The organism is Microcoleus sp. D2_18a_B4, assembly GCF_036702475.1.
GTDB lineage: Bacteria > Cyanobacteriota > Cyanobacteriia > Cyanobacteriales > Microcoleaceae > Microcoleus.
On record NZ_JAUBTL010000007.1, the window covers coordinates 151,692 to 177,948 of the forward strand.

A 26,257-nucleotide genomic window follows, 5' to 3' on the forward strand; every position below is an offset into this window, starting at 1 on the left:
AATGCTAAAAATCAGATGCCAGTTACTATTCAAACCTTACCCACAGAAGTTATCAATTTAATTGCCGCCGGCGAAGTGATTGACTCGATCGCCGCAGCGGTACGAGAATTAGTTGAAAATTCTCTGGATGCTGGCGCAACTCGCATCGTTGTTTCTGTCTGGCCCGAACAGTGGCGGGTGCAAGTTGCAGATAATGGTACAGGAATGGATCTGGAAAATTTGCGCCAGGCGGCTTCGCCTCACAGTACGAGCAAAATTACCACGGAAGCTGACCTTTACAAAATTGATACTTTGGGATTTCGTGGGGAAGCTTTGCACAGTTTAGCTCAGTTGGGCTGTTTGGAGGTTTTGAGCCGATCGAATGATTTGGGATTGGGGGATTTTTCGGAAAATCCAGAGTCGGCGTCAAACCCCGCCAAATCATCCTTTAACAAGGGGGGAATGGAAAATGCTCGATCGGGCTGGCGGGTGGTTTACAATAACGCAGGCGTTGCTGTGGAGCTGGAAACAGCGGCGATCGCTCCTGGTACGGTGGTGACTGTTGATAATTTGTTTGGCAATTGGCCTGTGCGCCGCAGTTTTTTGTCGCCGGCACAGCAAATGCGATCGATCCAATTAACCCTTCAGCAAATTGCTATTTGTCACCCGCACGTTAATTGGCAGTTGCGTCAAGGAACTACGCCTTGTTTGCACGTAACTCCTGGTAGCACAGCGGAACAACTTTTACCTCAATTCGTGCGGGGAATTCGCTTGAATGATTTGCAGTATTTAAAAGTAAATTTGCCTTCATTTCCTGAAAGGAATAAATCGCCAGATTATTTCGCACACACGCAATTGTTTTTGTCAAAAACACAGCCGAGTTACCCATGCCCAATTCCCGATGCCCAATGCCCAATGCCCAATGCCCCATGCCCAATTCCCAATTCCCAGTTTTTAGAATTAGTAATTGGTTTGCCCGATCGCTGTCACCGCAGGCGGCCGGATTGGGTGAAAGTTGGGGTAAATCGGCGTGTTGTGCGATCGCCCGAATTAGAGCAAACTATTCTCAGCGCCTTTGCCCGCACTTGTCCGCGCGATCGCTATCCGGTGTGTTTTGTTCACCTGCAAATCTCTCCCTCGGAAATCGACTGGAACCGCCACCCGGCTAAGGTTGAAATTTATCTGCATGATCCGAGTTTTTGGCAAGCACAAGTTAGCGCGGCAATTTCTCGTGCTTTACATTTGAACGATGAAGTTTTGCCGCCTGCCCCAATTCCCGATCGAGTGGGAAAATTGCTGAAGGCATCGGAACAAAAAAGTGCTTACAGTGTCGGAATTTCGGCTAGGCAGAATGATGAAGGCGACGAACAGGAAAAAGCTAATCAAATAGGATTGATGGAATTGAGGGCGATCGCTCAAGTTCACAATACTTACATTGTTGCAGAACATTCCAGCGGAATGTGGTTGGTGGAACAACACATCGCTCACGAGCGCGTTTTGTACGAGCAATTGTGCGCGGCTTGGCAGCTAAAATGTCTAGAAAAACCAGTTATTCTCAGTCAATTATCGGCACTACAAATTGAGAATTTATCCCGCTTGGGTTTGGAAGTAGAAAGTTTTGGCGAACAGCTATGGGCTGCCCGCGAAGTTCCTGAATTGTTAGCCGATCGAGATGACTGTGCGGATGCGCTTTTTGAACTCAGTAAAGTCGCAGATTTACAAGCGGCTCAAGTTGCGACTGCTTGCCGTAGTGCTATGCGAAACGGTACTCCTTTGAGTCTTTCCCAAATGCAAAATTTGTTGGATGAATGGCAGCAAACTCGTAATCCGCGCACTTGTCCTCATGGCCGCCCTATCTATTTTGCTTTGGAAGAATCGACTCTGGCTCGGATTTTTCGCCGCAGTTGGGTGATTGGTAAAAGTCACGGGATTTGAAAGTTGATTTGACATTCGAGGGCGTTCACCTCAATCTGGCTCGATCGCAAAAAATATCGTGAAGCTTTATTAAAAATAGGGGCTGATTTAGATAAAACAACTTAGAATATATTAAAATTTAAATAATGCAGTGTTTTTAATATCTTTTGGGCAACAGGCAAGATGCCTGTTCCACAAGAAAAAATGCCTCTATTACCAGCATAAAAAGTTTCATTGTACTACAAAAAGCTGCAACAGGCAAGATGCCTGTTCTACAAGAAAAAGTATCTATTTTACCATAAAAAAGGTTAATTATACTACAAAAAAATGCCGATTTACCCGAATAATCTTTGTTGTGGAACAGGCATCTTGCCTGTTCATGATATTAGTCCAATAAGTAAATTAAAAATAAATCAATAAATATGGATTTTCCGATCGCCCGACAACTCTTTTATCAAGAAATAAATCAGCCCGATGGCTCGATCGACCTGGCGAAAGCTGCCCTTTACATGGCTTTGGAAGAATACCCAAATTTAGAGCCAGAGGAGTATCTAAACGCTCTCGACACGATCGCCGATGAAGTGCGCGATCGCCTGCCGGCACAGAATTATCCGCTGCGGATAATTCAAACTATTAACGGCTATTTATACGGGGAGTTGCAGTTTGCGGGCAATGATGCTGATTATTATGACCCCCGCAATAGCTTTTTGAATGAAGTTATCGATCGGCGTACTGGTATTCCGATCTCTTTATCTTTGGTTTATTTGGAGGTTGCTAAGCGGATTGAGTTTCCGATGGTGGGAATTGGGATGCCGGGACATTTTTTAATTAGACCGGATTTTGAAGATGCTGGCATTTTTGTTGATGCGTTTAACGGCGGCGAGATATTATTTCCTGAAGATTGTCAAGCCCGACTTTCTCAAATTTATGGTCAACCTATGGAGTTGCAGCCGGCTTTTCTCGCCCCGGTAAGTCGCCGGCATTTTTTGGGGCGAATGCTGGGAAATCTGAAGGCCATTTACTTGCAACAGCGAGATGCTTCGAGGGTGCTCTTGGCGATCGAACGGATTTTGCTGCTGTTTCCCGATGCGCTGGGGGAACGGCGCGATCGCGGAATTCTCTATTATCAACTGGGACGCTTGGTCGAAGCGCGCCACGATTTGGAACTATACCTGAGAAATGCTCCTAATGCTCCTGATGCTGCTAGAATTCGCCAATTGGTCGATCGGCTCGATCGGGATCTGTGAACGTGAACAAACCTGACGGTCAACTGAGTACAGTTAGACTGCAGGCTTCTTTTTCCTTTTTTTTCTCATGCTTTTTATAGTGAGGTAGTTCCACCCCCACTTGCTAATATAGTATCAGAGTATTTCCCGATCATGAAGGGGTATAAAAGAATAATTGTCGCTTTGGGTCCCTACACCCGACGAGCCTTTCATCACGCGGGCGTAATTTATTCGGGCTACGGGGTTCCGCGCTCTGATTAATCCCCTCTAAATATACGCCCGGGACTTCCCGGCTGGTAGTTAAATTTGGTATATGTCGCACAGCACACTATAAGACATAAAAGTGAGACTCAATAAACTGCTGACCGACGACCAAATTTCGCTTTTATAATTTTTGCAAAGGTATCTAAAATTGTCAAACAGCTAATTATAACATATGAATTTTCAATTAATACCTATCTTTTGATAGGTTAAATTTGCTTGACATGACTGTAAAATCATAGGTCATTTACCGAACTTCCGAGTCCACTTTCCCGACTGATACCCGCACTGATACCTGCACTGATACCCGCAATGACGAGCGATCGAAAAAGTATTTTGACGTAAAGAGGCACAAACTCATGAACTTTCAGTTTCAACAAGGTTATCTCAACGGAATGCAACCGCTGTCAGCCAATTTAACCAAAAGAATGTCAAAGTCTTTATCATTTGGTTTGGCGCTTTTGTTGGGAACAAGTGCAGTATTCCTAAGCAGCGGCAAAGCCTTGGCATTAGATAATGTCACCGTAAAATACGGTGCTGTTGACGTAACATTACCGATGAGCGACTTGCAAAGCTTTGCACAAACCGGCAAACCATCATCTCAACTGCAAAGCGTTCTGAGTCTTGCGAAACAAACTCCCGAGTCGGTGCGCCAAATATTAACGCAAGAAGTCCCTTTAGATTCCCAATTAGTAGCGGGGCTGGCAAATACTTATTTTGGGGAAATTGTTTTCAAACAATTGGGCGAGGTTGCTTATACGCCGGCCACTCGTCTTCAAAGCGCGCCCGCACTGCGCGATGCTTTAGTCGCAGCTTCCAAAGATGGCAAAATATCGCTGATTGAAGTGATGCAAAATTACAGCCCTGCTGCCTTAGAAGTTGACGGGAATCAAGCTATAGCTATTTACCAACGAGTGATTAAAGACTTGCAAAATTTGCAAGCTATGTATCAGAATTCCCCGGCTTTGCAAAATACCGCCGGCCAAGCGGTGAATTCGGCCCGACAAATGATTTGTCAGCCCAGTCCATCAGGAAGTGCGAAATAAATAACTGAAGTTGGAGGGAATTGGGAATTGGGAATTGGGAATTGGGAATTGGGAATTGGGAATTGGGAATTGGTGCTTTTTTTCCTATTAGCTCTAGCTTTCAGCTATTACCAATTACTGATGACCAATTACCAATTATTAGGCTACGCGAGGGTAAAAGTTTCCCAGGGAGCATCTCATATTTGCAAAAACACTTCTTTCTTCTTCCTTCTGACTCTTTTCTCCTGGCTCCTGACTCCTGACTCCTAATTCCAATTTCGAGCTTTGCTGCTTTCATTGAGATGCTCCCGTTTCCCATTACCCATGATCCCTTACCCCTTACCCATTCTTTGAGATAGTTGCTCGGCTACCCGCTTGAGTCGGCGGAGTTGGTCTTTCATATCTTTTTCCGTCCAAGGGGCGGCAAAGCGATTGAAACCAAATCTAATTAAACGATTGGGAATTTGAAATTCAAAGCGGTTAATCAAGAGAGTTCCTTGGATTTGCGGCTGGCATTCCCAACGATCGCATCCTTTGAAAAATCCGTCAAACCCCCAAACAATTAAACCTGGTTGTCGCTCCAATACAACACTCTCTAAAGAGGGTTGCAAAACGGGAATTTTTATGATAAATAAGCTGCGACTTCCTACAGCAGTATCCCATTCGCCCTGGGGTTCGCAACGTAGCAGGGGATTGAGCCACTTGTGCATTAAAGTACGATCGACTATACAGCGCTCCACCAGAGTAGCAGCAGCCTGAATTTCAATGGATTGCTCGAAAACTTGACGAATTGACATGAGAACCTGCAACAACGAGGGTATTACAAAACTTTGCTTACTTGATAGTCCTTTATTTACTTGTAACGTCAATTTTTCCAGAAATTAAAAGATTGACACACTCATAAATACAGTGTATCATCTTCAAATAAAGTATATATACTGATTATGGAGTTAGTCGAAAGGCACATCATTAAACCAAATCATAGGTTTTATCGAGAAGGCGATCGACTGTCTTGGCTGTGCAAAAATCTTTACAAGAGCGCTAACTACATCTACCGTCAAAACTTTTTCGCCAGCCAACAAACAAATGCTCAGGCTGTCGATCGCACCCTCAAAATAAGTCCTGATTACAAAGCACTGCCCGCAAAGGTAGCACAAAGCACGATCGGCTTAGTCCTCAAAGCATGGACTAGCTACTATCTGGCGGTGCGAAACTATCAGGAAGACCCAACTAAATTTAAAACCGCCCGGAAAATCCCTCATTACAAAGGTTCAAGAGAGCGAAAAAGAGAGGACGGGCCCTATGTAGTTGTATTTAATTGTCAAGCAGTCAGCAAAAAAGCCTTAAAAAAAGGATATGCTCGTCCATCGGGGACTAATATTTGGTTGCCATCAAAAGTCACCTCGATTCTGGAAATCCGGATTGTTCCCAAAGTAGGTTGTTATGTTGTCGAGGTGCTCTATGAAAAGTTAGAACAGCCTTTACAAGTTAATCAGACAGTAGCTGCCATAGATTTAGGATTAAACAATCTGGCAACATTAACCTACAATGTTCCTGGGTTAGTACCGACAATCTTGGATGGACGGGCTGTTAAGTCAACAAACCAATACTGTAATCAAGTTTCATCGGCATTGAAATCATTGCTGCCCGCAGCGCAAAAAAACAGTAAAAAACTTGCCCCATTGTGGCACAAGCCTAACTGTAAAGTGGATTACTACCTCCACACGACGAGTTCCGCAATTATTAAAGAACTCGTTAATCATCAAAGGGGCTTGCTAGCGATAGGCTGGAACCATGATTTTCAAGATGGGATTAATACTGGTAAGGTTAATAATCAAAATTTTGCCTGTATTCCCCATCGCCGATTCGTGCAAATGTTGCAGTACAAAGGACAACTTGCGGGAATTAAAGTTGTGTTAGTTGAGGAGAGTTACACATCCAAATGTTCAGCTTGGGATTTGGAACCAATTCAACAACATTCCGACTACATTGGCAGTAGGGTAAAAAGAGGATTGTTCAGAACCCAAACTGGACGCTTCATAAATGCCGATGTCAAGGGTTCTTTGAATATTGGCCCCAAAGCAGTCGGAGATGGGTTGATCCCAAATTCGCTAGAGGGTTTTGTAGTTAACCCAGTACATTAAAAGTGTACAAACATTAAATTTAGGCGATGTCTAGATTTTTTGGAACTATTATTAAAGTTTCGTCTTCTCCTTGTCAAATGTGACGTTAACCTGAGAAAAAAATGAATGAAACTTGGCAAGAAATAACTAGACCCATATCGGGCCCAATAGCGGGTTTGTCCGATCGCCTTTTGGCACAGGCCCAGCCCGCAAATCCGCTGGCACAGGCCGAACGCGGAATTAACAATCTCTTTCAGGGCTCAAACATTGAAAATCTCCTCTGGGCCGTCGGTATCCTGCTAGTTGGCTTGATAGTATCAGCCGTCGTCTCATCTATAGTCGGGGGATTGCTCAAGAAGACGACGATCGACAATCGGCTGGCGGCTTGGATTACCGGCCGCCCGGAAGGAGCTGAAACCCCGCAATTGGAAAAATGGATTTCCACAGCGGTGTTCTGGATCATTTTTATCTTTTTCCTAATTGCCTTTTTCGATCGCCTGAATCTAACGGCTGTCTCGCAACCGCTCAATACTTTTCTCAATCAAATTACCGGTTTCTTGCCGAAGTTAGCCGGCGCCTTAATTTGGTTGGGGATTGCTTGGGTGTTGGCGACAGTCGCCAAAATGGCCGTATCGCGCGTGATGCGGACTTTTAACGTAGACGAGCGCTTGAATCAGGAGGTGGGCGCAGCGCCCACTGAGCGCCCTTTGCTGCTGAGCGATACTGTGGCGAATGCGCTGTACTGGTTCATTTTTCTGCTGTTTTTGCCGCTGATTCTCGACTCACTGGAAATGCAGCAGGCTCTGCTGCCGGTTAATAATTTACTCAACCAAATTCTGGCGGCAATTCCGAAAATTCTGGAAGCTGTGCTGATTGGGTTTGTGGGCTGGCTACTGGCTATGGTGGTGCGGCGGATTGTCACGAATCTGTTGGCTGCTGCTGGGGCGGACGGTTTGGGCGCTCGGTTTGGAATTTCGCGGACTTCTGGCGGACAATCGCTGTCGTGGATTGCCGGGACGATCGTCTATGTTTTGATTTTGATTCCAACGGCGATCGCAGCTCTCAACGCTTTGGAAATTCAAGCGATTTCGCAGCCTGCAGTCGCGATGCTCAACGACATTTTGGGCGCGGTTCCCAAAATCTTCACGGCAGCCCTGATTCTGGCGCTTGCTTACCTTTTGGGGCGCTGGGTAGGCGATTTGGTTACTAATATCCTGACGGGAATTGGCTTTAACAATGTCTTTTCTTGGTTGGGGGTGCAGCCACCGAAACAGTCGCTGAGGCTACCGCCAAGTTCGATCGATCCGGAGGCAACGATTCTTCAGGAACCGGAACTTCCGGCCCGCACGCCTTCTGAGTTGGTCGGCATTGTGGTGCAGGTGGGCATCATGCTGTTTGCAGTGGTGGCGGCTACCGACGTGCTGCAAATTCCAGCGCTGACGGCGATTGTTAGCGGTATTGTCCTCGTTGCAGGTAGGGTGCTGGCCGGTTTGGTGGTATTTGCGATCGGCTTGTATTTGGCGAATCTGGCGTTTAGTTTGATTGCCAGTTCTGGAACTCGTCAAGCGCGGCTTTTGGGTCAAACGGCTCGGATTGCGATTATTGCCTTTGTTTCGGCCTTGGCGCTGCAACAGATGGGCATTGGCAGCGATATTGTGAATTTGGCTTTCGGGCTGCTGCTTGGGGCGATCGCAGTTGGTATTGCTCTAGCTTTTGGTTTGGGCGGGCGCGAGATTGCGGCCGACCAAATTCGCGAATTGTTAGCGTCGTTTAAACAAGATAAGACGCCGCGTTCGTAACTCTATAAAATGGCGTTTGTCAAGTACAAACGCCATTTTTTTTATGATTAATTTCATTGTGAGGGTCGCGAAGCGATCGCAAAGCCTTTGAATTTGAGGATACAGCTATAGACTGTTCGGAAGCAGAGATTGATTCTGGTTTCTGGGCCGATGCCTCTAATGGGGGCTTGCTGAATAAGCGATCGCAAATCAATAACAAGAGCGATCGATATATTCAACCAACGTTAAATATGAGTTTTTCCTGCTTCAATTTTAGTAAAACATAACTGTAGATTATGTTCTAAGCTGTTGTGCATTTAATTTGTATGTTGAGGGCGGGCAGGATGCCCACCCCACAAGAGGAAAAATTTATTTTACTATGCAATTTAAATGCGGATTAGCTTACCCAAAAACAGGCATTGTTTTCCCCGAACGGCATAAAAACCAACAAAAAACCCGGCGCCACCCGGTAGAAAGTTTCATTACTAAAAAAGTAATCGCAAGGGCTGGAGAGCGAGGTATTGTCAAGTTTTGCCCTGACCAAATTCAGATCGAATCTTCGTTTACGCAAGCCCCAAATTTGCCCTCAATTGCATTTCTAATCCTCTCATCAGATGCGGCTTGCTTCTTTTTTTCTTTACTCAGCTTAAAGATTTTGCAGGGGCTCCCATTTCGATCGGGGAAGTTTTCAGCATATTCTGCTTCAAACTCCTACTCTATGCAGGGTTTATCAGTAAACCCTATTGATTGTACTGGGTCGTAGCCAAACATTCGGTAATAGAACCCCTGCTGCGTAAGGAGTTCGGCGTGAGTACCAGATTCAACAATCTCGCCCGACTGCATCACAAAAATCAGATCGCAGTCTACCGCAGTTGTCAGTCGGTGCGTGACCAAGATGATGGTTCTCTTGCGGCGCAGACGTTGCAGAGTCTCTATGACCCACTGCTCGTGCTTCAAGTCCAGCGCATTCGTGGGTTCATCGAGGATGAGTATGGGAGCCTTAGTGACGAGCGCTCGCGCGATAGCTAGGCGCTGTCGCTGTCCCCCCGATAGGTTTTGACCGCCCTCAGCGATCGAGGTATCATACTGATCCGGCAAGGTTTCGATGAACTCGGCTGCCCCAGATTCAACCGCCGCCTCCCGGATATCGGAGAGCCTCGCATCCGGGCGACCGTAGGCGATATTCTCGGAGATCGTTCCGGGGAAAAGCGGGCTGCCTTGCGAGACGAGCGCCATGTGTTTGCGGACATCGGCAATCTTAAGGGTGCGGAGGTCAAAGCCGTCGAGAAGGACGCTGCCCGATGTCGGGTCGTAGAACCGCGGCAAAAGATTGAGCAGCGTACTCTTTCCCGTCCCGCTAGCGCCCAAAAACGCCACCATCTGACCAGGCTCGATACTAGCGCTGATATTCCGTAAAACGGGTTGCCCAGCGTTGTACTCAAAGCTCACGTCGGCAAATGCTAGTGTGCGGGGATAGACGGGAAGCGATGGCGCGTCAGGCGCGTCTTTGATGGCGGGCGGCTCGTCAAGAACCGTAAAGACGCGATCGCATGAAGCTACAAACGTCTGGATCTTGGTCGTGAACCCCAACACCCAACCTATCGGGTCCCAGAACTGCCCCAGGTACGCCATGAATACGAGCAGATCGCCGATGGTCACGCCGCCGGGCACCGGACGCAAGAACTGGTCGCGATAAACTAGGTATCCGCCGTAGCCTAAGATTACCCCGCTTCCCAGGGCAAAGACTACCTGAACCGCTAGCGGATAGAGGTTTTCTTGCCAATTGAGCCGCATGGAGGCCTTGACGCTGCGTTCGACCGCCTGCCCGAAGCGCCGCGACTCCGTTGCTTCTCGACCGAATGACTGGATTAGCCCGATCAATTCTATAGCTTGCTGCATGGTTGAGGTCATCACCGCATCGGTCTGCTTAGACTCCAGGGCTCGACTTCTAATCCTTCCCTCGAAGTACCAATTCGCCAGTATTAGAAGCGGAGTGAACGAAAGCGCAAACACGGTAAGAAGGACGTGGCGCGACAGCATGATCCAGATCATCGCCGTCAGCGTCACCGATGCGGCCGTGGACCCGATGAGCGTATCGATTACCCCCCAGGGGCCGAGGCTGTCGTAGCTCAACCGATAGATGGCGTCACCCTGCGATCGGGAGCCGTGCCAGCCGAGACTGTGCGCCTGCATTTTATCGTAGAGTTCGGTACGAACCCGCAAGGTTCCGTTGTACTGGATGCGGTAGTTCAACATCCTACGGAGCATGAGGACGGTATCGCTCAGGATTCTAATAATCATCGCGACGAACGCCATTCCGAAAATTCGGTTCAGTGTACCCTCACCGAACGGGGCAAGAAACAGTGTATGAATCCAGTTGGATTTTGGAGTTGGTGACAAAACCGTATCGACTAGAATCGCGATCGGCCAGGCGTTGAGAAGGTTCAAAAGCACCGAGGCCCCGATTAAAAGCAAGAGCGTGACTATCAGCCATAAATCTTGGCGGAAGTAGGAAATAGAGCGCAGGACGATCCGCACCAACCAATGTTGGTTAATTAACGGCATCACCAATTTTGGTGAGTTCTTCTGGCTCTTCAAACGTGCTTTGAATTGAAAATTCATGGATGTGCTGGATGCCTCTAAGTAAGACAATGCACCAATTAGGAAGTTTCACCTCAGTCAGAGAAGCCAGAAATTAACTTTGGGTTTTCACCCCTGTTGTCAAGCAGGGCAGATGGAATGTGAGATTATTCGACTGGTGCAAGATGTAAGGTAGAGTTTCGTTGTTTAAGGGTAGCTAAATAGAAAGCGAGATCGCGTATGCTTCCTGGTGTGATGCGTAAGCGTTGCTTTCCCGAAAGCAGTCACCAAGTTGAAATAGTCTCAACTTTTAGTGCGGAACTTTCCCCAAGTGGTCGATCGCATCCAAGCAAAAACCCCATCAGTCGGGCAATACGGCATTAGCCATCGCCCAATAGATGACTACAATATTAGGAAAAACCTTCAGTAAATCCAAAGTTCTCTACGTTGCAAAGGAGCCGGCATCGTCAGCTTGTCGAAACTAACTGAAACCCGACGCAATTTAGGCTAGACTCGGTTTTTAGCGATTGTCGATAAATTTGTTAGTGAACTACCTACACCAACCGCTACGCAGTATGGTGTGGGCTTCCAACTTCAACCGGAACAGCCGATAACACGGAAGATTCCTTCCAGCCTTTGGTCTTACATCCCGTCCATTGGCAGTAGCGCTAGTTCCTAACGCTAATACTCGCAAGCCTTCATCTCGAATGTTGATAGCCGCATTCACATCTCTGTCATGCTTTGTATTGCAACTGGAACAAGTCCAGCTACGCACTTCGAGAGACAGGCTACCCACTTGATTAAGGCAAACGTGACAAGTCTTACTCGATGAAAAAAAACGCCCAATTTCTAGGTAGGTTTTGCCGTCTCTTTCCGCCTTGTATTTCAGTTGTCTGGTGAACTCTGACCAACCGCAATCACTGATTGCTTTGGCTAAACAGTGATTCTTCACCATATTCTTGACTGCCAGATTCTCAACAACGATGACTTGGTTTTCGTTCACCAGTTTGCGAGAAAGTTTGTGCTGGAAGTCTTTACGAGAATTTGCAATTCTTTCATGCACCCGCGCTACGATGCGACGGGCTTTCTTTCGACGATTAGACCCCTTCTGCTTGCGAGATAGCTTCTGTTGCTTGCGCTTGAGGTTCTTAGCTCGTTTTTTCAAGGGCTTAGGGTTGTCAAACTTAGAGCCGTCAGACGTGATTGCAAAATGGGTAAGTCCGACATCGATACCAACCGCTTTTCCCTGTGAACTAATTTCAACATCAGGCAGTCCATCATCGAACAGCAGGGAAGCATAATACTTTCCCGCGTGATTCATGCTGACCGTGACGGTTTTAATTTTCCCTTCAAACTTGCGGTGAATCTTGGCAGAAACAACGCCTAGTTTACCGGGAAACTTCAGATGACCATCATCCACAATCTGGACTTTTTGCGGGTACTGAATCGATTGTTTATCGTGCTTAGATTTGAATTTCGGAAATGATGCTCGTCCCTCAAAGAAGTTGATAAACGCTCTTGACAGGTTCAGGGAAACACTTTGCAGCACTTGACTGTAGGTTTCACCCAGCCATTCATATTCTTTCTTGAGTGCTGGTAAACGGCTGTTCATCCCAATCTGAGATAAGCCTTTACCCGTCTCTTTGTAGAGTTCGTTCGTTGCGTTCAGCGAATTATTCCAGTACCATCTTGCACAACCAAATGCTTGTAATAGCACTTGCTTCTGTTCGACGGTTGGATAAATTCTGACCTTGACAACGTTTTTCATGCTGTTATTTTAGCACAAATTCTATTTGTTGTAATTCCGTGTTGATATCTAAGAGATTGGATATTTCTTGCCTGTCCTGCTTGTTCTCTCTTTGGGGCGTCCCGACCACAAACTCTTCCCGGCAAAAAATATCCTTGGCTTTCATCCCGCCGCTAAGATGAGTACATCTATAGCGGGGGACTTCCCGCCGAGTCAGTTAACGTCCGAAAACTTTAAACTGGAAAACTCTCAGAAGTACATTTTGTTGAAGCTTTCCGTTTTGCGGGAGTGGATGCCTTAACCGGAACAACCACCGACCCCGAATTAGAAGCATTCAACCGCTCCTCATCCTCGAACAACGACGGACGGTAATCGTTGACACATATGCCCTTCTACGTAATAAGCTAACACACATAAAAACCGGTGTGCAAGCACCATTCGTTGTATCGCTCGCAACAACACCCACAGCATCACTAAGAGCGAAAATATCACCCACACCACCACCAGTGGAAGCTGCATTGCCCACGGCAACACCACCTCAGCCGGAAGCATCGGCACCCGAAACAGTTCCCATTCAATCAGAGGAGCCTAGCCTGATGAGCAAACTCCAAGCACCAGATAAAGAAGCGACGGTCAGGTTTACCGTGGATATGTCCGAAACTCTGCACCGTAAACTGTCGATGTTGACAGCAAAGACAAGGCGCAAGAAAGTGGATCAGAGTGCGGATGTTGTTAGAAGATGGGTTAAAAGAAGAGGCTTAGGGGTAAGGATTCTCTTGATATTATGCGATCGCTGTATTTGGAGGGTGGCGATCGCTTTTTCATGCTAGCGGGACTTCACCAACAAGTTTTAATCCTAACAAACCTTCAATTGGCTTTATATGCAGCTTGGACTGCTATATTTTGTTACAGCTAATCCACAAATCTATACGTAGCTGTAGGAAGTCGGCATCATAATTATTCAGAGATGTCAACTAAAATATTGTGAGTAACCATTTCGAGCGCCTCAAGATTAATGTTCAAAAATTACTTGTGACGGCAAAGTGGCTTGAAAACTTCTATATTTACTGAGCCTTTTGGCAGATCGCAGATTTATCGCACTTTATGTCGGAGTATGTCAGATATTGTCACCCCTTATTGGGAATGACAATATGCTGCGAAATCTCCCAAAAATAATGGAATCCTTAGTGTATAAGGATTCCATCTATCGGAGCGGCGGGATTTGAACCCACGACCCCTACTACCCCAAAGTAGTGCGCTACCAAGCTGCGCTACGCCCCGACAGCTTTAACAGCTTAGCATAGAATTCCCAAAAAAGTCAAAAAACTTTTAAAACTTTTGCAGCCTGCACCAAACTCGGAACCGCAGCCGCCGGCCAAAAACCCTCGCACCTCCTGCCAGCATTCAATATCAACTGCACGCTGTAAGCTTCGGGATAGCCTTCCACCTGCACCCACAGCAAGTCGCTTTCGGCTTCAATGGCGATTTTTTCCTCGTCCATTAACTCAGAGGCCATGTGACTCATTGTGCCTGCTAATTGCCCCAACAATCGGCAAAAATCGTTCAACTCAGCCTCCGTGAGTTCGATCGCCCAACCGTCGCCAGCCACCAAACCCTTAAACTCCTGGGCCTCTGGGTTCCATCCCAAACGCCACCCAACACCCGTTTTAATTACACGTTCCACCATTGAGGGATTTTAGATTTTAGATTTTGGATTTTAGATTAGTAGGACTTACCCATAAATACGAAACGGAAGAAACCGGGTTTTTTAGCTGTGTTAAAGGGTCAACAGCAATATTTCCGTAAAAAACCCGGTTTCTGTATTCCTGAGTATTAAGGTGCCAGCAACTTCGCATCTCCCGGCTGCGGCTGCGGTATCTCCGGGGAATTCGATCGCCCTTGTGGTTTTTCCCCCGCCGGTGTGCGCCCACGCCCGGAAGTCTCGGTAAAGACATCAACCAAAGCTTGAACCAAAGCATCCCGCTGTGCTCTATTTAAACTTTGAATAGCAGCGCGATCCTGTTCCATTGGATTTGAGCGCAAAACGTCCTTTCCCGGATAAACGCTTTCCACCAAATAATCGGGAGTCGCGCCCAAATAGTCAGCTAAACTCAACTTCCAATCAAAGCGGTAATTGGGGGGCCGTCCTTTGACAAATACGTGATATCGAATCAACCGCCCCACTAAAGTATTGGTAGGATCGACTTTTCCAGTTTCCTTGGAAATGTAGTTATTTTCGATCGGGAAATCCGGCAATTTTTCGTACACCAATTTCCACGCATCTTGCACCCTCACTTGCGGCGGCGCAGATTGTTGAGAAACCCGCTGTACAGACGCCGACTCAGAACTCCGCAGCAGCGAAGGTTCCAAAGCCGACATACTCAGTTCCCCGGATTCCAATACCCAACTCAAAAGCGTGAAAATCGCTACACTCAAAGTAACAAACAGAAAACTTAAGCCCTGCTTTAATCTATTCACGGTTTTGACAAGAATTTCAAAAATAGAATAATTTCCTAAACTTAGCCGCCAGGAGATTTCCTAGTTTATAATTTTAGGATTTACGCTCATCAACCCGGTTTCTTAGAAAAATCAGAGGTTTCTTAACGAGGTAGCTAGGAATAAACCGGGTTTCTCGTCCCGCGCGCCCAAGTCTAGTTTGAAAAAGTTGTGAGTTTTGAGTTGACAAAAATTGCTGGCAATTCACCACTCAAAACCCAAAACTCCCAAAGTCTAGTACTTGTCTCCGATAATTTCCGGCTGAGTCAGTTCGTCCGACATCTCAAATATCGCCCGCATTACAGGTTTCATTTGATGGTCGTCCATATTGTCAAAATCTTCATAGCGACGGCGTTTGGCGCGGTTCGCCACCTGCACCGTAATCCGATAGCGGTTGGATGCACCGTTAATCAACTCTTCCGCGCGACGGGTTAGCTGAGTAGAATCGAAGGGTGGACGCTTATTAGCCATGAGACTACCTACTTTATGTAATGTTACATTCTAGTTTAGCTTAGTCGCGGGAAGCCCCGCGCCAAACATGGTACGACCTTGAGCGACGGGATGTTCGCTGTCCTAGTCAAGGGGTTCGATGCCCCGCCGACTTTGCAAATAATCTCTGCCACCACCCTATTATTTATCATGTTCTGTAAACCCTGTTAACATAATGGAATGTTAAAAGCAGTCAAGGTCAGACTTTACCCCACAAATGCACAGCAAGCTCATTTGGCTCAAGCTTTTGGGTGTGCGCGTTGGGTCTGGAATCAGTCACTTGCGTCTATGTCAATAGCTTACAAAGAGACGGGTAAAGGTTTGTCTGCTCTTGATATGAAAAAGCAGATCCCGTTCTGGAAAGCTGAACACGAATGGCTAAAAACTTGCTATTCACAATGTCTTCAGCAATCTGTGCTCAATCTATCTCAAGCGTTCATTAACTTTTTTGACGGACGTACTGGTTATCCATCTTTCAAAAATCGCCATGGTCGGCAATCCCTTCAATATCCCGCAAATGTCAAACTATTGAGCCAAGGCGAAATTAAATTCCCAGGTTACTTAGGAACGGTAAAAGCTAAGGTTCATCGAGACATAGAAGGAAAGTTGAGGACTGTTACGGTGTCGAGGATGCCTGATGGTCGCTATTATGCTTCGCTATTGGTCGAGGATGGTCTTGACTCGCCAGAACCCAGTAGTGAAGGCAAGACGATTGGGCTTGACTTGGGGCTGATTGATTTTGCCGTCACTTCGGATGGCTCAAAATACCAAAACCCACGGCATCTTAAAAAGCATGAGCTTAACTTAAAACGCAAACAGCGAAAGCTATCTCGCAAAAAGGATAAGACCACGAACAAGCGGCGTAAAGCTCGTATTGCTGTGGCAAAAGTGCATTCTAAAATTTCGAGAGTGCGCTCGGATTTCCTCCACAAGCTGTCCCGTAAGATAGTTAACGAAAACCAAGTTATCGTGGTGGAAAATCTAGCAGTGAAAAACATGGTCAAAAATCATAATCTTGCCAAAGCAATTAGTGATGCAGGTTGGGGAATGTTTTGCACCATGCTCAAATACAAAGCAGAGTTTGACGGCAAGACTTATCTAGAAATAGGCAGGTTTTTTCCCTCTTCTCACCTTTGCTCAAATACGCTGCTACAAATCCCAAAGATGGATCTCTGTGTCCGCTCGTTTGATTGCCCTCGTTGCAATCAGCGACATGACCGAGATGTGAATGCGGCGATCAATATCAGAAATGAAGGCTTACGGATTTTGGCGTTGGGAATCAGCGCTACTGCCCTTGGACGCAATGTAAGACCAAAACGGTATGGACGCAAGTCTACTACTGTAGAGGCTGTTGCGGTTGAATTGGGAAGCCCGCGTTCTATCTGTACTCAGATGAACGTCGGGTAATTCACTATGTCAAGATTCATAATTTATTAACTGAGTATCATTGCTTATGCAGGTAGCAACAGCCTATTCCTTTGGTCACTTGCATCGGGGAAATTCTCATCCCCTCAAATTGGTTGCTTTCGGCGACAGCTTAATCTACGGTTTCGGCGACGGTGTAGGCGGGGGTTGGGTAGAAAGATTGCGGCGCCAGTGGATGTTACCGGAGAGTGCAGGACACGTTTTATACAATTTGGGCGTTCGGGGCGATCGGGCTTATCAAGTCTCCCAGCGGCTCGAAAACGAGTTTCGCCACCGTGGCGAGCTCAGAAACCGCGTCCCGGATGCGATTATTCTTTCCGTCGGCCTCAACGATGCGGCGAGAGTGCAGTCGCCTACCGGGCGCAGCTACACTGAGTTTGAACATTTTAAAACTGTTTTGGATCATTTGTTAAACCTGTCCCAACAACTTTGTCCGGTGATATTTGTCGGGATGGTGCCGGTGGATGAAAGTAAAATGCCTTTTCAAGATTGTTTGTATTACAGTCATGCTGACCAATATCGGTATAAAGAAGCAACGAAATTAGCTTGTGAGTTGCGGGGAATTCCCTATTTAGATATTTTTGATAAATGGGTAAATCGGGGCAGTGATTGGTGGCGATCGCGCTTGATTGCAGATGGGCTTCATCCCAATGCAGCGGGCTATCAATCTTTATTTGAAGATGTCACAAGTTGGGAGCCGATCGCAAGTATTAGTCATTAGACAATGAAGTAGGGTGCGTCATCAGCGCATTATTTTCGTTACAAACTAACAATCTCACAACTGACGAACCAGGGAACAAACTGTTCGTCATAATCCTACTTTTCGTGGTGATTGAGAATGTCAAACCTGACGCAGTTTACCACAACTCTTTCTTTTACAAACAGTTATGTGCGTATAGACTCTACTGTGAATGAGAACTTAAGCTTAGGTATTCCGCTTGCCTGTAAGAGACTGGCGATCGTGTCTACACTCTCATCGTATGACATGTTATCTTTAGAACCAAACGGAATATCTGCTTTCCATTTTCCATTTAAAGTGACAGTTACTGTAGCGGGTGTGATAAATCTTCTCGGCGATACATACACTTTTTCTATATATCCTTCTTCTTCGTTGAGCTTTACTTTAGCAAAGTCAGACAAGTAGGCTTCTAGCAGCAACCAAAAGACTCTATCTACTGTGGTTTGCAAATAAACTTCTTTGTAAATTTTATGCTGAGCACCTTGAGTTGTCCTCCCTTTTGCACCGTATATGCTGTTGCTTATAGGAAAAACTCCAGACTTGACATCTGTCTTTCCTATTGGTTCTTTTAAATCGCAAAAGAATGGCTTAACAAATATCATCATTCTTTTATCTCTACTACTGTCTATGTAATTATCATCTTTTGGTATGCACTCTAAATACTTATTTACCTCATAACGATTTAAGTCAATACCACGTTCCGTTAACAATGCCACGAGATATTGCTTCTTATTAGCAAGATTAGCTAACCTTACAAGCATACCTGTATTACTATCCCGGACAGTTGTTGTGTTGGTTGGTAATACTTGCTTTTTACTAAAATCTATCTCTTCATTAAAAAGTAATTTAACCAAATCTTGTTTATAAGGATATATTCGTTCTATAGCCTTGCGGGAAAGTCTCTCATATAGGTCATCTTGGTTATCTTTAGCCAAAGATATCCCTCCAATCCCAAGCAAACACTTATTTTTTAGGATGGCTAAAGAAGCTTCATCAACAGCCCTAACCTCTACATTTGCCACTTGAGTCAAATCGTACCCTTGAATGTATTGTAATGCTTCTCGCTCGATTCCATATACTTCTATAATTAACCCATTAACCAACAATCTTCTCACGGCTAATTCATAAATGGGTTTACCTTTATAAGTATAAGCAAATTCCCAATTAGTATAATAATTACTGCGCTTTCTAAAAATCCTTCTCAGGAAACGCATTTCTGAGTTCCAGTTGTAGCCTAATTCACTGAGATTTATGCAAATATGTATTACAGTCAGAGGCAAAACAGCCTTTTTTACTCTCCAATTATCTTGCCAATAGATAGAAGTTTCGATAAATTTAAGGTCTTCTTTTCGGGCGGATTCTACACCTAATACAAAACTGTAAGGGGCTAGGCTAAATAACGTTTCCCGTAATAATCTCTCTGTGGGAGCTAATTTCTTAGCCTTGACTTTAGTTCCATTCAACTGCGGGCTGTACTGCTCAATCCGCTGCTGTTCGATAATATCAAGTAGCGATTCCGGCAATAATTCGTAGTAGATAGTAAACTGTTGTTTTCGTTGCTTTTGTAGTTGATATAGTCTGTGGTGACTATCACCTGTCCACCGGGTACGAAGATTCTTTGCTTTTCCGATGTACCAAATTATGGAGTTTTCATCTACAACGTAGTATATTCCAGATTCTTCCGGCAGTAGTGTTCTGCTCTTTAAACTTATATGAGGTAATTGCAAGATATGTTCGTCTGCACTCATATTTTTGTTTTCTAGTGGATGCGATGTGTCTCTAGAGCTAATATTCTCATGTGGGCGAGCTAATGTCAAGGGAACTCGCAGTTCTTCTCAAACCGCTTTGTCTCTAAATCCTGTTAATTGCAGACACAAGGTAGATAAGGGAGATAAGCAACATAAGGATTTTAAGGAATTTAAGCATTTTAAAATTACCCAATCACCATAAAAATATTTATTTTAAAAGACCGTATCTTCCCCGCACCATAAGTAAAATTATTCAATAATGATTACATAACTGAGGGAAAAAGCAAGTTGGGCAGGAATCAATCAGCCTATCAAAAGCTTAGTTCTCCTCAATAAAAAGCTTGTGTAAATTGGAGAATGAAAAATGTCTGTATTACATCGCATTAAATCCGGTACATCTGTTTTATTAACACTGGGAACAGTTGCCGGAACCGCAGCGCCGATGCTAGCTCCCGCGCCTGCTTTTGCTCAGACAGCTTTTTCGGATGTTAATAATAACTACTGGGCAAAAGACTTTATCCAAGATTTGTCCGAAAGAGGCATTATCAAAGGATTTCCCGATGGCAGTTTTCGCCCGGATGCACCGGTAACGCGGGCTGAATTCGCGGCAATGGTGCGTTCGGTGAAAAAGGCAAAAACCCGCGCTGCTGTAAGGTTTGCCGATGTTCCATCTAATTTTTGGGCAAGCGGGGCGATCGCCGAAGCTTACGAAATGGGATGGATGTCTGGCTATCCCGGCAATGTTTTCAGGCCGACACAGCAGATTCCTCGCGTTCAAGTTGTAGTCGCTTTAAATAACGGAATGGGCTATGAGCCTACGTGCGATTTTCAAGATGTTCTCAGCTACTATAATGATGCGGGTGAGATTCAAAGTTATGCTGTCAAAAGCGTTGCTGCTGCTACTGAAAAACAGTTAGTTGTCAGCTATCCCAATCCTAAATCTCTCAAGCCGAACAAGTCAGCAACACGAGCTGAAGTAGCTGCTTTTATCTATCAAACATTAGTGAGTACCAATCAAGCAAGAGCAATTAATTCTCCTTACATTGCTAAGATTGATGTTAGCGAATCTGTTGCTGTGCAAATTCCCAGGGGGGTGACTATCCCCATCGAGTATGCAAAAGGCAAGATTTTGCTCGGCCCTAATGACAAGTCTCCAATTACGCTGACTGTAGCTTCGGATATCACGGGTAATAATGGTCAAGTGCTGATACCCGAAGGCTCGAAAATTAGTGGCGAATTGCGATCGACTGCTTCGGGCGTTCAGTTTGTGGCTCAAGAATTAAGTATACTCAACGGCAGCAGAGTGCCTCTCAATGCCACTTCGCAACTGATTACTAGGAAAGAAACTGTTACCAAGGGCGTTAATGTTGGCAATCTGGTTAAGAATACGGCGTTGGGTGCAGCAGCAGCGGCGGCGATTGCAGGTGTTACGGGCGATCGGGCGATCGCGACTGAAGAGGTGCTCGGCGGTGCGGGAATCGGGACTTTGATCGGAGTATTTTTGGGCCGAGATAAAGTCGATTTGTATGCTGTTAATCCCGACACCGATTTAGATTTGCTGTTGAATTCCGATGTGGTAGTTGGTACTGCCAGCACAGACATTTGTAGCGCTCGATAGAGCCAATACAGCAGAAGGAAGAAGGAAGAAGGAAGAAGGAAGAAGGAAGAAGGAAGAACAGAAGTTACTCAGAACATCTATATGTAGGGTGCGCCCTGCGCGCCTTACCGCTATAAATTTAACCGCTATAAGTAGCGCGTAAAACCAATTTTTGCGTAATTCCTGTAAATGTGAATTTCTACGGACATCCCAAACTTTCGCGGGTAGAAACTCCCGTCACGGGATTGACACCATCTGCTTTCTCGCACAGGATACTCACTTGATAAGCGTCGATAATCGCGTCAGTAAAATCAGCGCCGGAAATTGCAGCCTCAAAAAACCGAGTTCGAGTCATAATTGCCTCGGTAAAATTAGCATTCATCAAATTAGCGCCGTCGAATGTAACTCTATCTGCCAAAGCACCGGAGAGGTTGGCACCTGACAAGTTGGCATTCAGCAAAACTCCCTTAGTCAAAATCGCATTAGTTAAATCAGCACCTTGAAAATTTGTTCCCCGCATTTCAGCAGCGACAAATGTTCCTCCCGCTAAATCCGAGTTGGAAAAATCGCGATCGGACAAATTAATATTTGTGTAATTAATACTTGTTTTCGGCAGGGCAAATGCCGGAGTAGCACTCAGCAGCACCCACCCAACAGCCAACACTAAACTTAAAACCAGGCTCAGGAAGATTCGGAAAACACTTTTCATGATGATGGGAATGGGGAATTGGGCATAGTTGACTGTTGACTGTTGACTGTTAACTGTTGACTAATGACTAATGACTAATGACTAATGACTAATGACTAATGACTAATGACTAATGACTCATGACTAATTAAAATCGCTTTACCCAATCTTCACCGACGCGAAGCGTCAAGTCAGAATTGATTTCACCGGTAGAAGATGCTTCAATTTTACCGCCGCCTAACTCTTTTCGCAGTAAATTCGCTGCCTCTAAATCTCCTTGCTGAACAATAATTTGACTTTGACGCTGCTTCTGGGGCGAATCCTGCACTACAGATACATTAAAAAAGCCCTTTTTTCTGAGAAATTCAGCAACGGTTTTTGCGGTTGTCGGTTTGCTAGAAGCATTTTGGACAGCTATTTTGAGGTTTTTGGGCAACAGGGAGTCGCTGGGATTGCGAATTCGTCCTTGTTCAAAATCCGGCACGCTCTGGTTCAAGTATTGTGTCATAATGCGATCGCGCCCGATCGCATCTACAATCCAATAACTCCTCAAATCCCCTTTTTCTGAACTCGAACGTCCCGGCAACATTACCATTTTAAAGTTATCTCGCTCCAATTGCAAACCGAAATTGGCTAGCGTCAATATTTCCTCATAATTTAGGTTTGTATCCACATATTTTTGCATCAATCGAACAATTTGTGGCAAGCGCACCAATACTGATGGACTTGCGAGGCGATCGCGAATAGCTTGAATTAAAGATTGCTGCCGTTGAATGCGGCCGATATCTCCTAAACCGTCGTTGCGAAATCGAGCAAATTGTTCTGCTTGTTCTCCGTTGAGAGTTTGCCATCCCTGGCCTAAGTTTATTTTTAACTTTTGGGCGGTATCTGTATAGGACATCGCGCGAGGTACAAATACCTCAACTCCGCCTAACAAATCGACTAATTCCCGAAACGCACTGCTGCTGACTCGCACGTATCGTTCAATTTTCGTATTGTTCAGCATACTGCTAACCAATCGCGTCGCCAAAGCTGCTCCTCCTCTAGCATTGGCTTCGCTAATTTTGCTGAAGGCAATTCCGGGAACTTCGACTTTAGTATCTCGTGGAACTGAAAGCAAACTAATAGATTTATCTCTAGGATCGAGGTGAAATAAGAGTATTGTATCGCTGCGACCGTTAAATATCTTAGGGCCATTGGCTGCAGCTTCCGGCACGCGGTCAATTCCCAACATCAAGATATTAACTGGCCGCGATAGGCGGTATCCTGAGCGGTTGGAGGATAGATAGTCAAAGCCAGTCGCCTCTAATACTCTATTGATAATTGGCGGTTCCACGGGAGCTAACAGGGCAGTAATTGCCCCCAATGTTGCCGAGATGGCGGCTGTGAAAACTAAGAAAAATAGCCCCACTATATAGAGGAAGAATTTAGGCTTTTTTCGAGATGTTTGATCGACGGGTGTAACAAAGTCTCTTTTAAAAATTGACAAGTTTTTCATTGACTTGCTGTTGGTTATTGCAGTTTTTCAGCTTTGCAGTAAAACTTGGGCGGTGCTTCGGGAAAGTATTTCAACATAGCCGGACACAGCCAGCCTTCGAGATTTTTCGATTCCCACCGATACCAGTTACCGCCGTATTCTGCTTTCAACCACAGCATTTCTGCTTGATATCCGGGAAATGGATTGGCTGAAAATAAAAGTCGGAAACCTTGAGCGGCATTGGGAATGTCTGCGACAAGCGTGTTAATCATTTCGGGGACGCCCTGAACAAAAGGTTCTCGGACAAGTCCGACTCGCTCGTCGTCAAAAACCCAGGTGTACTGTTCGCGATAGGGGTAAATTACCATCATGGCATTGGACATGGTATTCGCCTCTTTTTATTTCCTTTGTTTTGTCTGCAAAAATGCAACTGTTGATACATTATATTCTAATACCGTTTAGTTAAGGCCGATCCCCCCTAACCCCCCTTAAAAAGGGGGGAACAAGAACTTGCTCAAAGTCAACCCCTACTCCCCAACAACCAGGGGGATGCTGCAAGGAATCTCCGAGGAATAAACAGTTTTAATCCAAGCGTATTGCATTATATTCTGTTGCGCGGAAATTGTTCACTATCCGATTTGACAACCCTGTTTTAACTTAGGAAATTTTGCGGGTTATTTACAAACTTTGTTTGGGTTGGGCGGATTGGTGAAGTCTAGGCATTTCGGGCTTTAGAGCTGTTTTTTTATTTTTTTTAGTTTCGGTAAATGGTAGCCAAATCAAAGACGCTTAAGGGTGATTCATTGCAGGATTTTTTCTTTTAATTGTGCCTAGTTTTATAACCATTATTACCTTTGTAGTAATGACGAATAGTTTTTATTCACCCAAACTATGAGGACGGACACCCTAACTACAAACATTTAAAGGTTTGTAGTTGGGTGTTATGTTTGTTTTCGGGAAAATCCAGCTCAAATTCTCGTCAGCTCAACCAGCGCCTTAGCTAAATATTGATACTGTGGCAAAGTATTATATAACTGAGCCGAAATCCTCACCAACTGCTTACTAGCATCCGGCCAAGGAATCACCGGAACTTCAATTTTAAAAATCTCCCACAGCGCCTCTTGCAAAGGTGGAATTCCTCCCTTTGCAACCACATCAGACTGGCCGTCTGCCAGAGGGACAACTGCCATCGAACCCACCATTTCATCAGGACAAGGCAGCGGCAAATCTAATTTGTCAGCCAATATTTTTCTCCCTGCCAATGCTAAAGCATGATTCTTTGCCCTCAATTCCGGCCAGCCGCCACTCAACAAAGAACCCATAAAATCAATAGCCACAGGCACGCACAAATAGGGGCTAGGATCGACTGTTCCCATCCAGTCAAATTCTAATTGAAAGCGTGATTTATCAGCGCGCGGCGAGTTAGCACCGTGACTGATTGTAGTTGGCCGAATGGTATCTTGCTTGTCGCGTCGCACGTATAAAAAGCCCGCACCTTTCGGCGCGCACAGCCACTTGTGGCAATTTCCCGTATAGTAAGCCGCGCCAATTTCATCTAAATTCAGCGCTACCATTCCCGGCGCATGAGCTCCGTCTACCAATACATCCACGCCACTGTTAGCTAACTCGCCCACTAACTGTTTGATGGGAAAGATTAAACCTGTTTGGCTCACAACGTGGTCTAATAAAGCTAACTTTGTTTGCGGTGAAACGCACTTAATTATTGCTTCAATAATTTGTTCTGGTGACTCAATGGGAAAGGGGACTTCTGCTACTATTACTTTAGCGCCTGTACGCTCGGCTACAAAATTAAGTGTGTTGCGGCAAGCGTTGTATTCCTGATTTGTAGTTAGCAATTCGTCGCCGGGAGAAAAACAGAGCGATCGCAAAACAGCATTTACTCCCGTCGTGGCATTCGGCACAAAAGCCAAGTCCTCCTCAGCCGCACCGAGAAATGCTGCTAATTGATTTCTCGCATTATCCAACAATGGTTCAAATTCCCGCAGTAAAAAGCGCAATGGTTCTCTTTCCAGTTGTTCTCGAAAAATGGTTTGCGCTTCCAGTACGGGAATCGGACAAGCCCCAAAAGAGCCGTGATTGAGGAAAGTTATATCGCGATCGAGCAACCAATATTGGTTAATCATTAGTAATTAGTAATTAGTAATTAGTCAGTAGTCAGTAGTCAGTAGTCAGTAGTCAGTAGTCATTAGTCATTAGTCATTAGTCAGTAGTCATTAGTCAGTTAACTGTCAACTGTCAACTGTCAACTGTCAACTGTCAACTGTCAACTGTCAACCGTTAACCATTTTACCTTTTAATTGCTCAAACTCTTCTAATGTATTGCAATTGGATAACATTACTGCTTCTCGTTCCCTCACAGGTAGAGGGATTGCAGGGATTTGATTTAACCACACTTGAAAGGAACGTCCCCCTTTGTCAATAAAACTTTGCAAGCTGGGCAGAGATTGTTGGCGATAGAAGCCGCACAAAGGCTCCCAGCGCGAATTTTGATAAGGCACAACTGCTAAAGTTGATGGGGGAAATTCTGTTAACTGACTCGCCCACTTCTGGATAATCTGGGCATCCAACAAAGGCAAATCGCAAGCTAACAGTAAAATCCACTCGGCGGCTATTTCTTTCAATCCCTGAGTCAATGCCACCAAGGGCCCGGAGCCCGGATTGTACTCTACCAGAAATTGGGATGTTTCGCTTAAGGTCGATCGATAGCGATCGGGCCAAGCAGTCAGAACATAAACTTCAGGGGTTACAACTGCGGCAACTTCCAACGCCCGCTGCAATAGGGATTTCCCCTCTATTTCCAGTAGAGCTTTATCCCTACCCATCCGCGAACTTTGACCGCCTGCAAGCACAATTACAGCAATTTTATGATTAGTCATTAGTCATTAGTCATTAGTCATTAGTCATTAGTCATTAGTCATTAGTCATTAGTCATTAGTCATTAGTC

At 45.4% G+C, this 26,257-nt stretch carries 23 protein-coding genes, 1 tRNA gene and 1 pseudogene; 10 read left to right on the top strand and 15 right to left on the bottom strand.

Annotated elements, in window-relative coordinates; all coding sequences use genetic code 11:
• Positions 1-15 precede the first annotated feature (15 nt).
• From mutL to QUB04_RS06755, 3 genes are all read left to right on the top strand, one after another.
• A complete protein-coding gene (gene mutL, locus QUB04_RS06745; RefSeq protein ID WP_333282512.1) occupies positions 16-1,914 on the top strand; it encodes a DNA mismatch repair endonuclease MutL in 1,899 nt (632 codons plus the stop codon).
• A 401-nt stretch (positions 1,915-2,315) separates the two neighbouring features.
• Positions 2,316-3,140: a transglutaminase family protein gene (locus QUB04_RS06750; protein ID WP_333282515.1), complete on the top strand. Its 825-nt coding sequence runs from the start codon at positions 2,316-2,318 to the stop codon at positions 3,138-3,140.
• Positions 3,141-3,739: 599 nt separating this feature from the next.
• Positions 3,740-4,426 (top strand): alpha/beta hydrolase, encoded by a 687-nt coding sequence (locus QUB04_RS06755; protein WP_333282518.1) that lies wholly within the window; start codon positions 3,740-3,742, stop codon positions 4,424-4,426.
• Between the two features lie 100 nt (positions 4,427-4,526).
• Here QUB04_RS06755 and QUB04_RS06760 read toward each other — a convergent pair whose 3' ends face one another.
• Positions 4,527-4,703 (bottom strand): hypothetical protein, encoded by a 177-nt coding sequence (locus tag QUB04_RS06760; protein ID WP_333282521.1) that lies wholly within the window; start codon positions 4,701-4,703, stop codon positions 4,527-4,529.
• A 34-nt stretch (positions 4,704-4,737) separates the two neighbouring features.
• Positions 4,738-5,202 (bottom strand): SRPBCC family protein, encoded by a 465-nt coding sequence (locus tag QUB04_RS06765; RefSeq protein WP_333282524.1) that lies wholly within the window; start codon positions 5,200-5,202, stop codon positions 4,738-4,740.
• Between the two features lie 147 nt (positions 5,203-5,349).
• Between QUB04_RS06765 and QUB04_RS06770 the strand changes: the two genes are divergently transcribed.
• Positions 5,350-6,549 carry a transposase gene (locus QUB04_RS06770; protein WP_333282527.1) on the top strand — a complete coding sequence of 400 codons (1,200 nt, stop codon included), beginning with the start codon at positions 5,350-5,352 and terminating at the stop codon, positions 6,547-6,549.
• A 101-nt stretch (positions 6,550-6,650) separates the two neighbouring features.
• Entirely contained in the window at positions 6,651-8,327 is a 1,677-nt protein-coding gene (locus QUB04_RS06775; protein WP_333282530.1) for a mechanosensitive ion channel, read from the top strand.
• Positions 8,328-8,708: 381 nt separating this feature from the next.
• Here QUB04_RS06775 and QUB04_RS06780 read toward each other — a convergent pair.
• The 3 genes and pseudogenes from QUB04_RS06780 to QUB04_RS06790 all read right to left on the bottom strand — a co-directional run.
• A pseudogene (locus tag QUB04_RS06780) lies at positions 8,709-8,951 on the bottom strand (transposase); the annotation flags it as partial.
• A 66-nt stretch (positions 8,952-9,017) separates the two neighbouring features.
• Positions 9,018-10,928: an ABC transporter ATP-binding protein gene (locus QUB04_RS06785; protein WP_333282533.1), complete on the bottom strand. Its 1,911-nt coding sequence runs from the start codon at positions 10,926-10,928 to the stop codon at positions 9,018-9,020.
• 508 nt (positions 10,929-11,436) lie between these two features.
• Positions 11,437-12,654 (bottom strand): RNA-guided endonuclease TnpB family protein, encoded by a 1,218-nt coding sequence (locus QUB04_RS06790; RefSeq protein WP_333282536.1) that lies wholly within the window; start codon positions 12,652-12,654, stop codon positions 11,437-11,439.
• 404 nt (positions 12,655-13,058) lie between these two features.
• Between QUB04_RS06790 and QUB04_RS06795 the strand changes: the two genes are divergently transcribed.
• Positions 13,059-13,463 (top strand): hypothetical protein, encoded by a 405-nt coding sequence (locus QUB04_RS06795; protein WP_333282538.1) that lies wholly within the window; start codon positions 13,059-13,061, stop codon positions 13,461-13,463.
• Positions 13,464-13,840: 377 nt separating this feature from the next.
• On the opposite strand, the gene QUB04_RS06800 is transcribed toward QUB04_RS06795, so the two are convergent.
• From QUB04_RS06800 to QUB04_RS06815, 4 genes are all read right to left on the bottom strand, one after another.
• Positions 13,841-13,914: transfer RNA gene (locus QUB04_RS06800), tRNA-Pro, on the bottom strand.
• A 37-nt stretch (positions 13,915-13,951) separates the two neighbouring features.
• Positions 13,952-14,320 (bottom strand): DUF1818 family protein, encoded by a 369-nt coding sequence (locus tag QUB04_RS06805; RefSeq protein WP_333282541.1) that lies wholly within the window; start codon positions 14,318-14,320, stop codon positions 13,952-13,954.
• A 146-nt stretch (positions 14,321-14,466) separates the two neighbouring features.
• The gene (locus QUB04_RS06810; RefSeq protein ID WP_333282545.1) at positions 14,467-15,111 is read right to left on the bottom strand and encodes a hypothetical protein; all 645 of its coding nucleotides are present in this window, start codon (positions 15,109-15,111) and stop codon (positions 14,467-14,469) included.
• A gap of 252 nt (positions 15,112-15,363) precedes the next feature.
• On the bottom strand, positions 15,364-15,600 hold the full coding sequence (locus tag QUB04_RS06815; protein WP_333080095.1) for a DNA-directed RNA polymerase subunit omega: 237 nt from the start codon (positions 15,598-15,600) through the stop codon (positions 15,364-15,366).
• A gap of 198 nt (positions 15,601-15,798) precedes the next feature.
• Between QUB04_RS06815 and QUB04_RS06820 the strand changes: the two genes are divergently transcribed.
• Together QUB04_RS06820 and QUB04_RS06825 are read left to right on the top strand one after the other, a co-directional pair.
• Positions 15,799-17,025, top strand: coding sequence for an RNA-guided endonuclease TnpB family protein (locus QUB04_RS06820; protein ID WP_333282549.1), 1,227 nt, complete (start codon positions 15,799-15,801; stop codon positions 17,023-17,025).
• Positions 17,026-17,071: 46 nt separating this feature from the next.
• Entirely contained in the window at positions 17,072-17,764 is a 693-nt protein-coding gene (locus QUB04_RS06825) for a GDSL-type esterase/lipase family protein (RefSeq protein WP_333282551.1), read from the top strand.
• A 164-nt stretch (positions 17,765-17,928) separates the two neighbouring features.
• On the opposite strand, the gene QUB04_RS06830 is transcribed toward QUB04_RS06825, so the two are convergent.
• Entirely contained in the window at positions 17,929-19,530 is a 1,602-nt protein-coding gene (locus tag QUB04_RS06830) for a hypothetical protein (protein ID WP_333282554.1), read from the bottom strand.
• 364 nt (positions 19,531-19,894) lie between these two features.
• On the opposite strand from QUB04_RS06830, the gene QUB04_RS06835 reads away from it, so the two are divergent.
• Both QUB04_RS06835 and QUB04_RS06840 read left to right on the top strand, forming a co-directional pair.
• Complete coding sequence (locus QUB04_RS06835; RefSeq protein WP_333282557.1) at positions 19,895-21,148, top strand: S-layer homology domain-containing protein; 1,254 nt, start codon at positions 19,895-19,897, stop codon at positions 21,146-21,148.
• Entirely contained in the window at positions 21,111-21,290 is a 180-nt protein-coding gene (locus tag QUB04_RS06840) for a hypothetical protein (protein WP_333282560.1), read from the top strand. The genes QUB04_RS06835 and QUB04_RS06840 overlap by 38 nt, the downstream gene beginning before the upstream one ends.
• Before the next feature lie 36 nt (positions 21,291-21,326).
• On the opposite strand, the gene QUB04_RS06845 is transcribed toward QUB04_RS06840, so the two are convergent.
• From QUB04_RS06845 to QUB04_RS06865, 5 genes are all read right to left on the bottom strand, one after another.
• A complete protein-coding gene (locus QUB04_RS06845) occupies positions 21,327-21,836 on the bottom strand; it encodes a pentapeptide repeat-containing protein (protein ID WP_333282563.1) in 510 nt (169 codons plus the stop codon).
• 127 nt (positions 21,837-21,963) lie between these two features.
• A complete protein-coding gene (locus tag QUB04_RS06850) occupies positions 21,964-23,313 on the bottom strand; it encodes an LCP family protein (RefSeq protein WP_333282567.1) in 1,350 nt (449 codons plus the stop codon).
• A 14-nt stretch (positions 23,314-23,327) separates the two neighbouring features.
• Positions 23,328-23,675: a DUF6717 family protein gene (locus QUB04_RS06855; RefSeq protein ID WP_333282570.1), complete on the bottom strand. Its 348-nt coding sequence runs from the start codon at positions 23,673-23,675 to the stop codon at positions 23,328-23,330.
• A gap of 585 nt (positions 23,676-24,260) precedes the next feature.
• The gene (locus QUB04_RS06860; RefSeq protein ID WP_333282574.1) at positions 24,261-25,436 is read right to left on the bottom strand and encodes an aminotransferase class V-fold PLP-dependent enzyme; all 1,176 of its coding nucleotides are present in this window, start codon (positions 25,434-25,436) and stop codon (positions 24,261-24,263) included.
• A gap of 147 nt (positions 25,437-25,583) precedes the next feature.
• Positions 25,584-26,189, bottom strand: a complete 606-nt coding sequence (locus QUB04_RS06865) for a molybdenum cofactor guanylyltransferase (RefSeq protein ID WP_333282577.1) — start codon at positions 26,187-26,189, stop codon at positions 25,584-25,586.
• Positions 26,190-26,257: the final 68 nt, after the last annotated feature.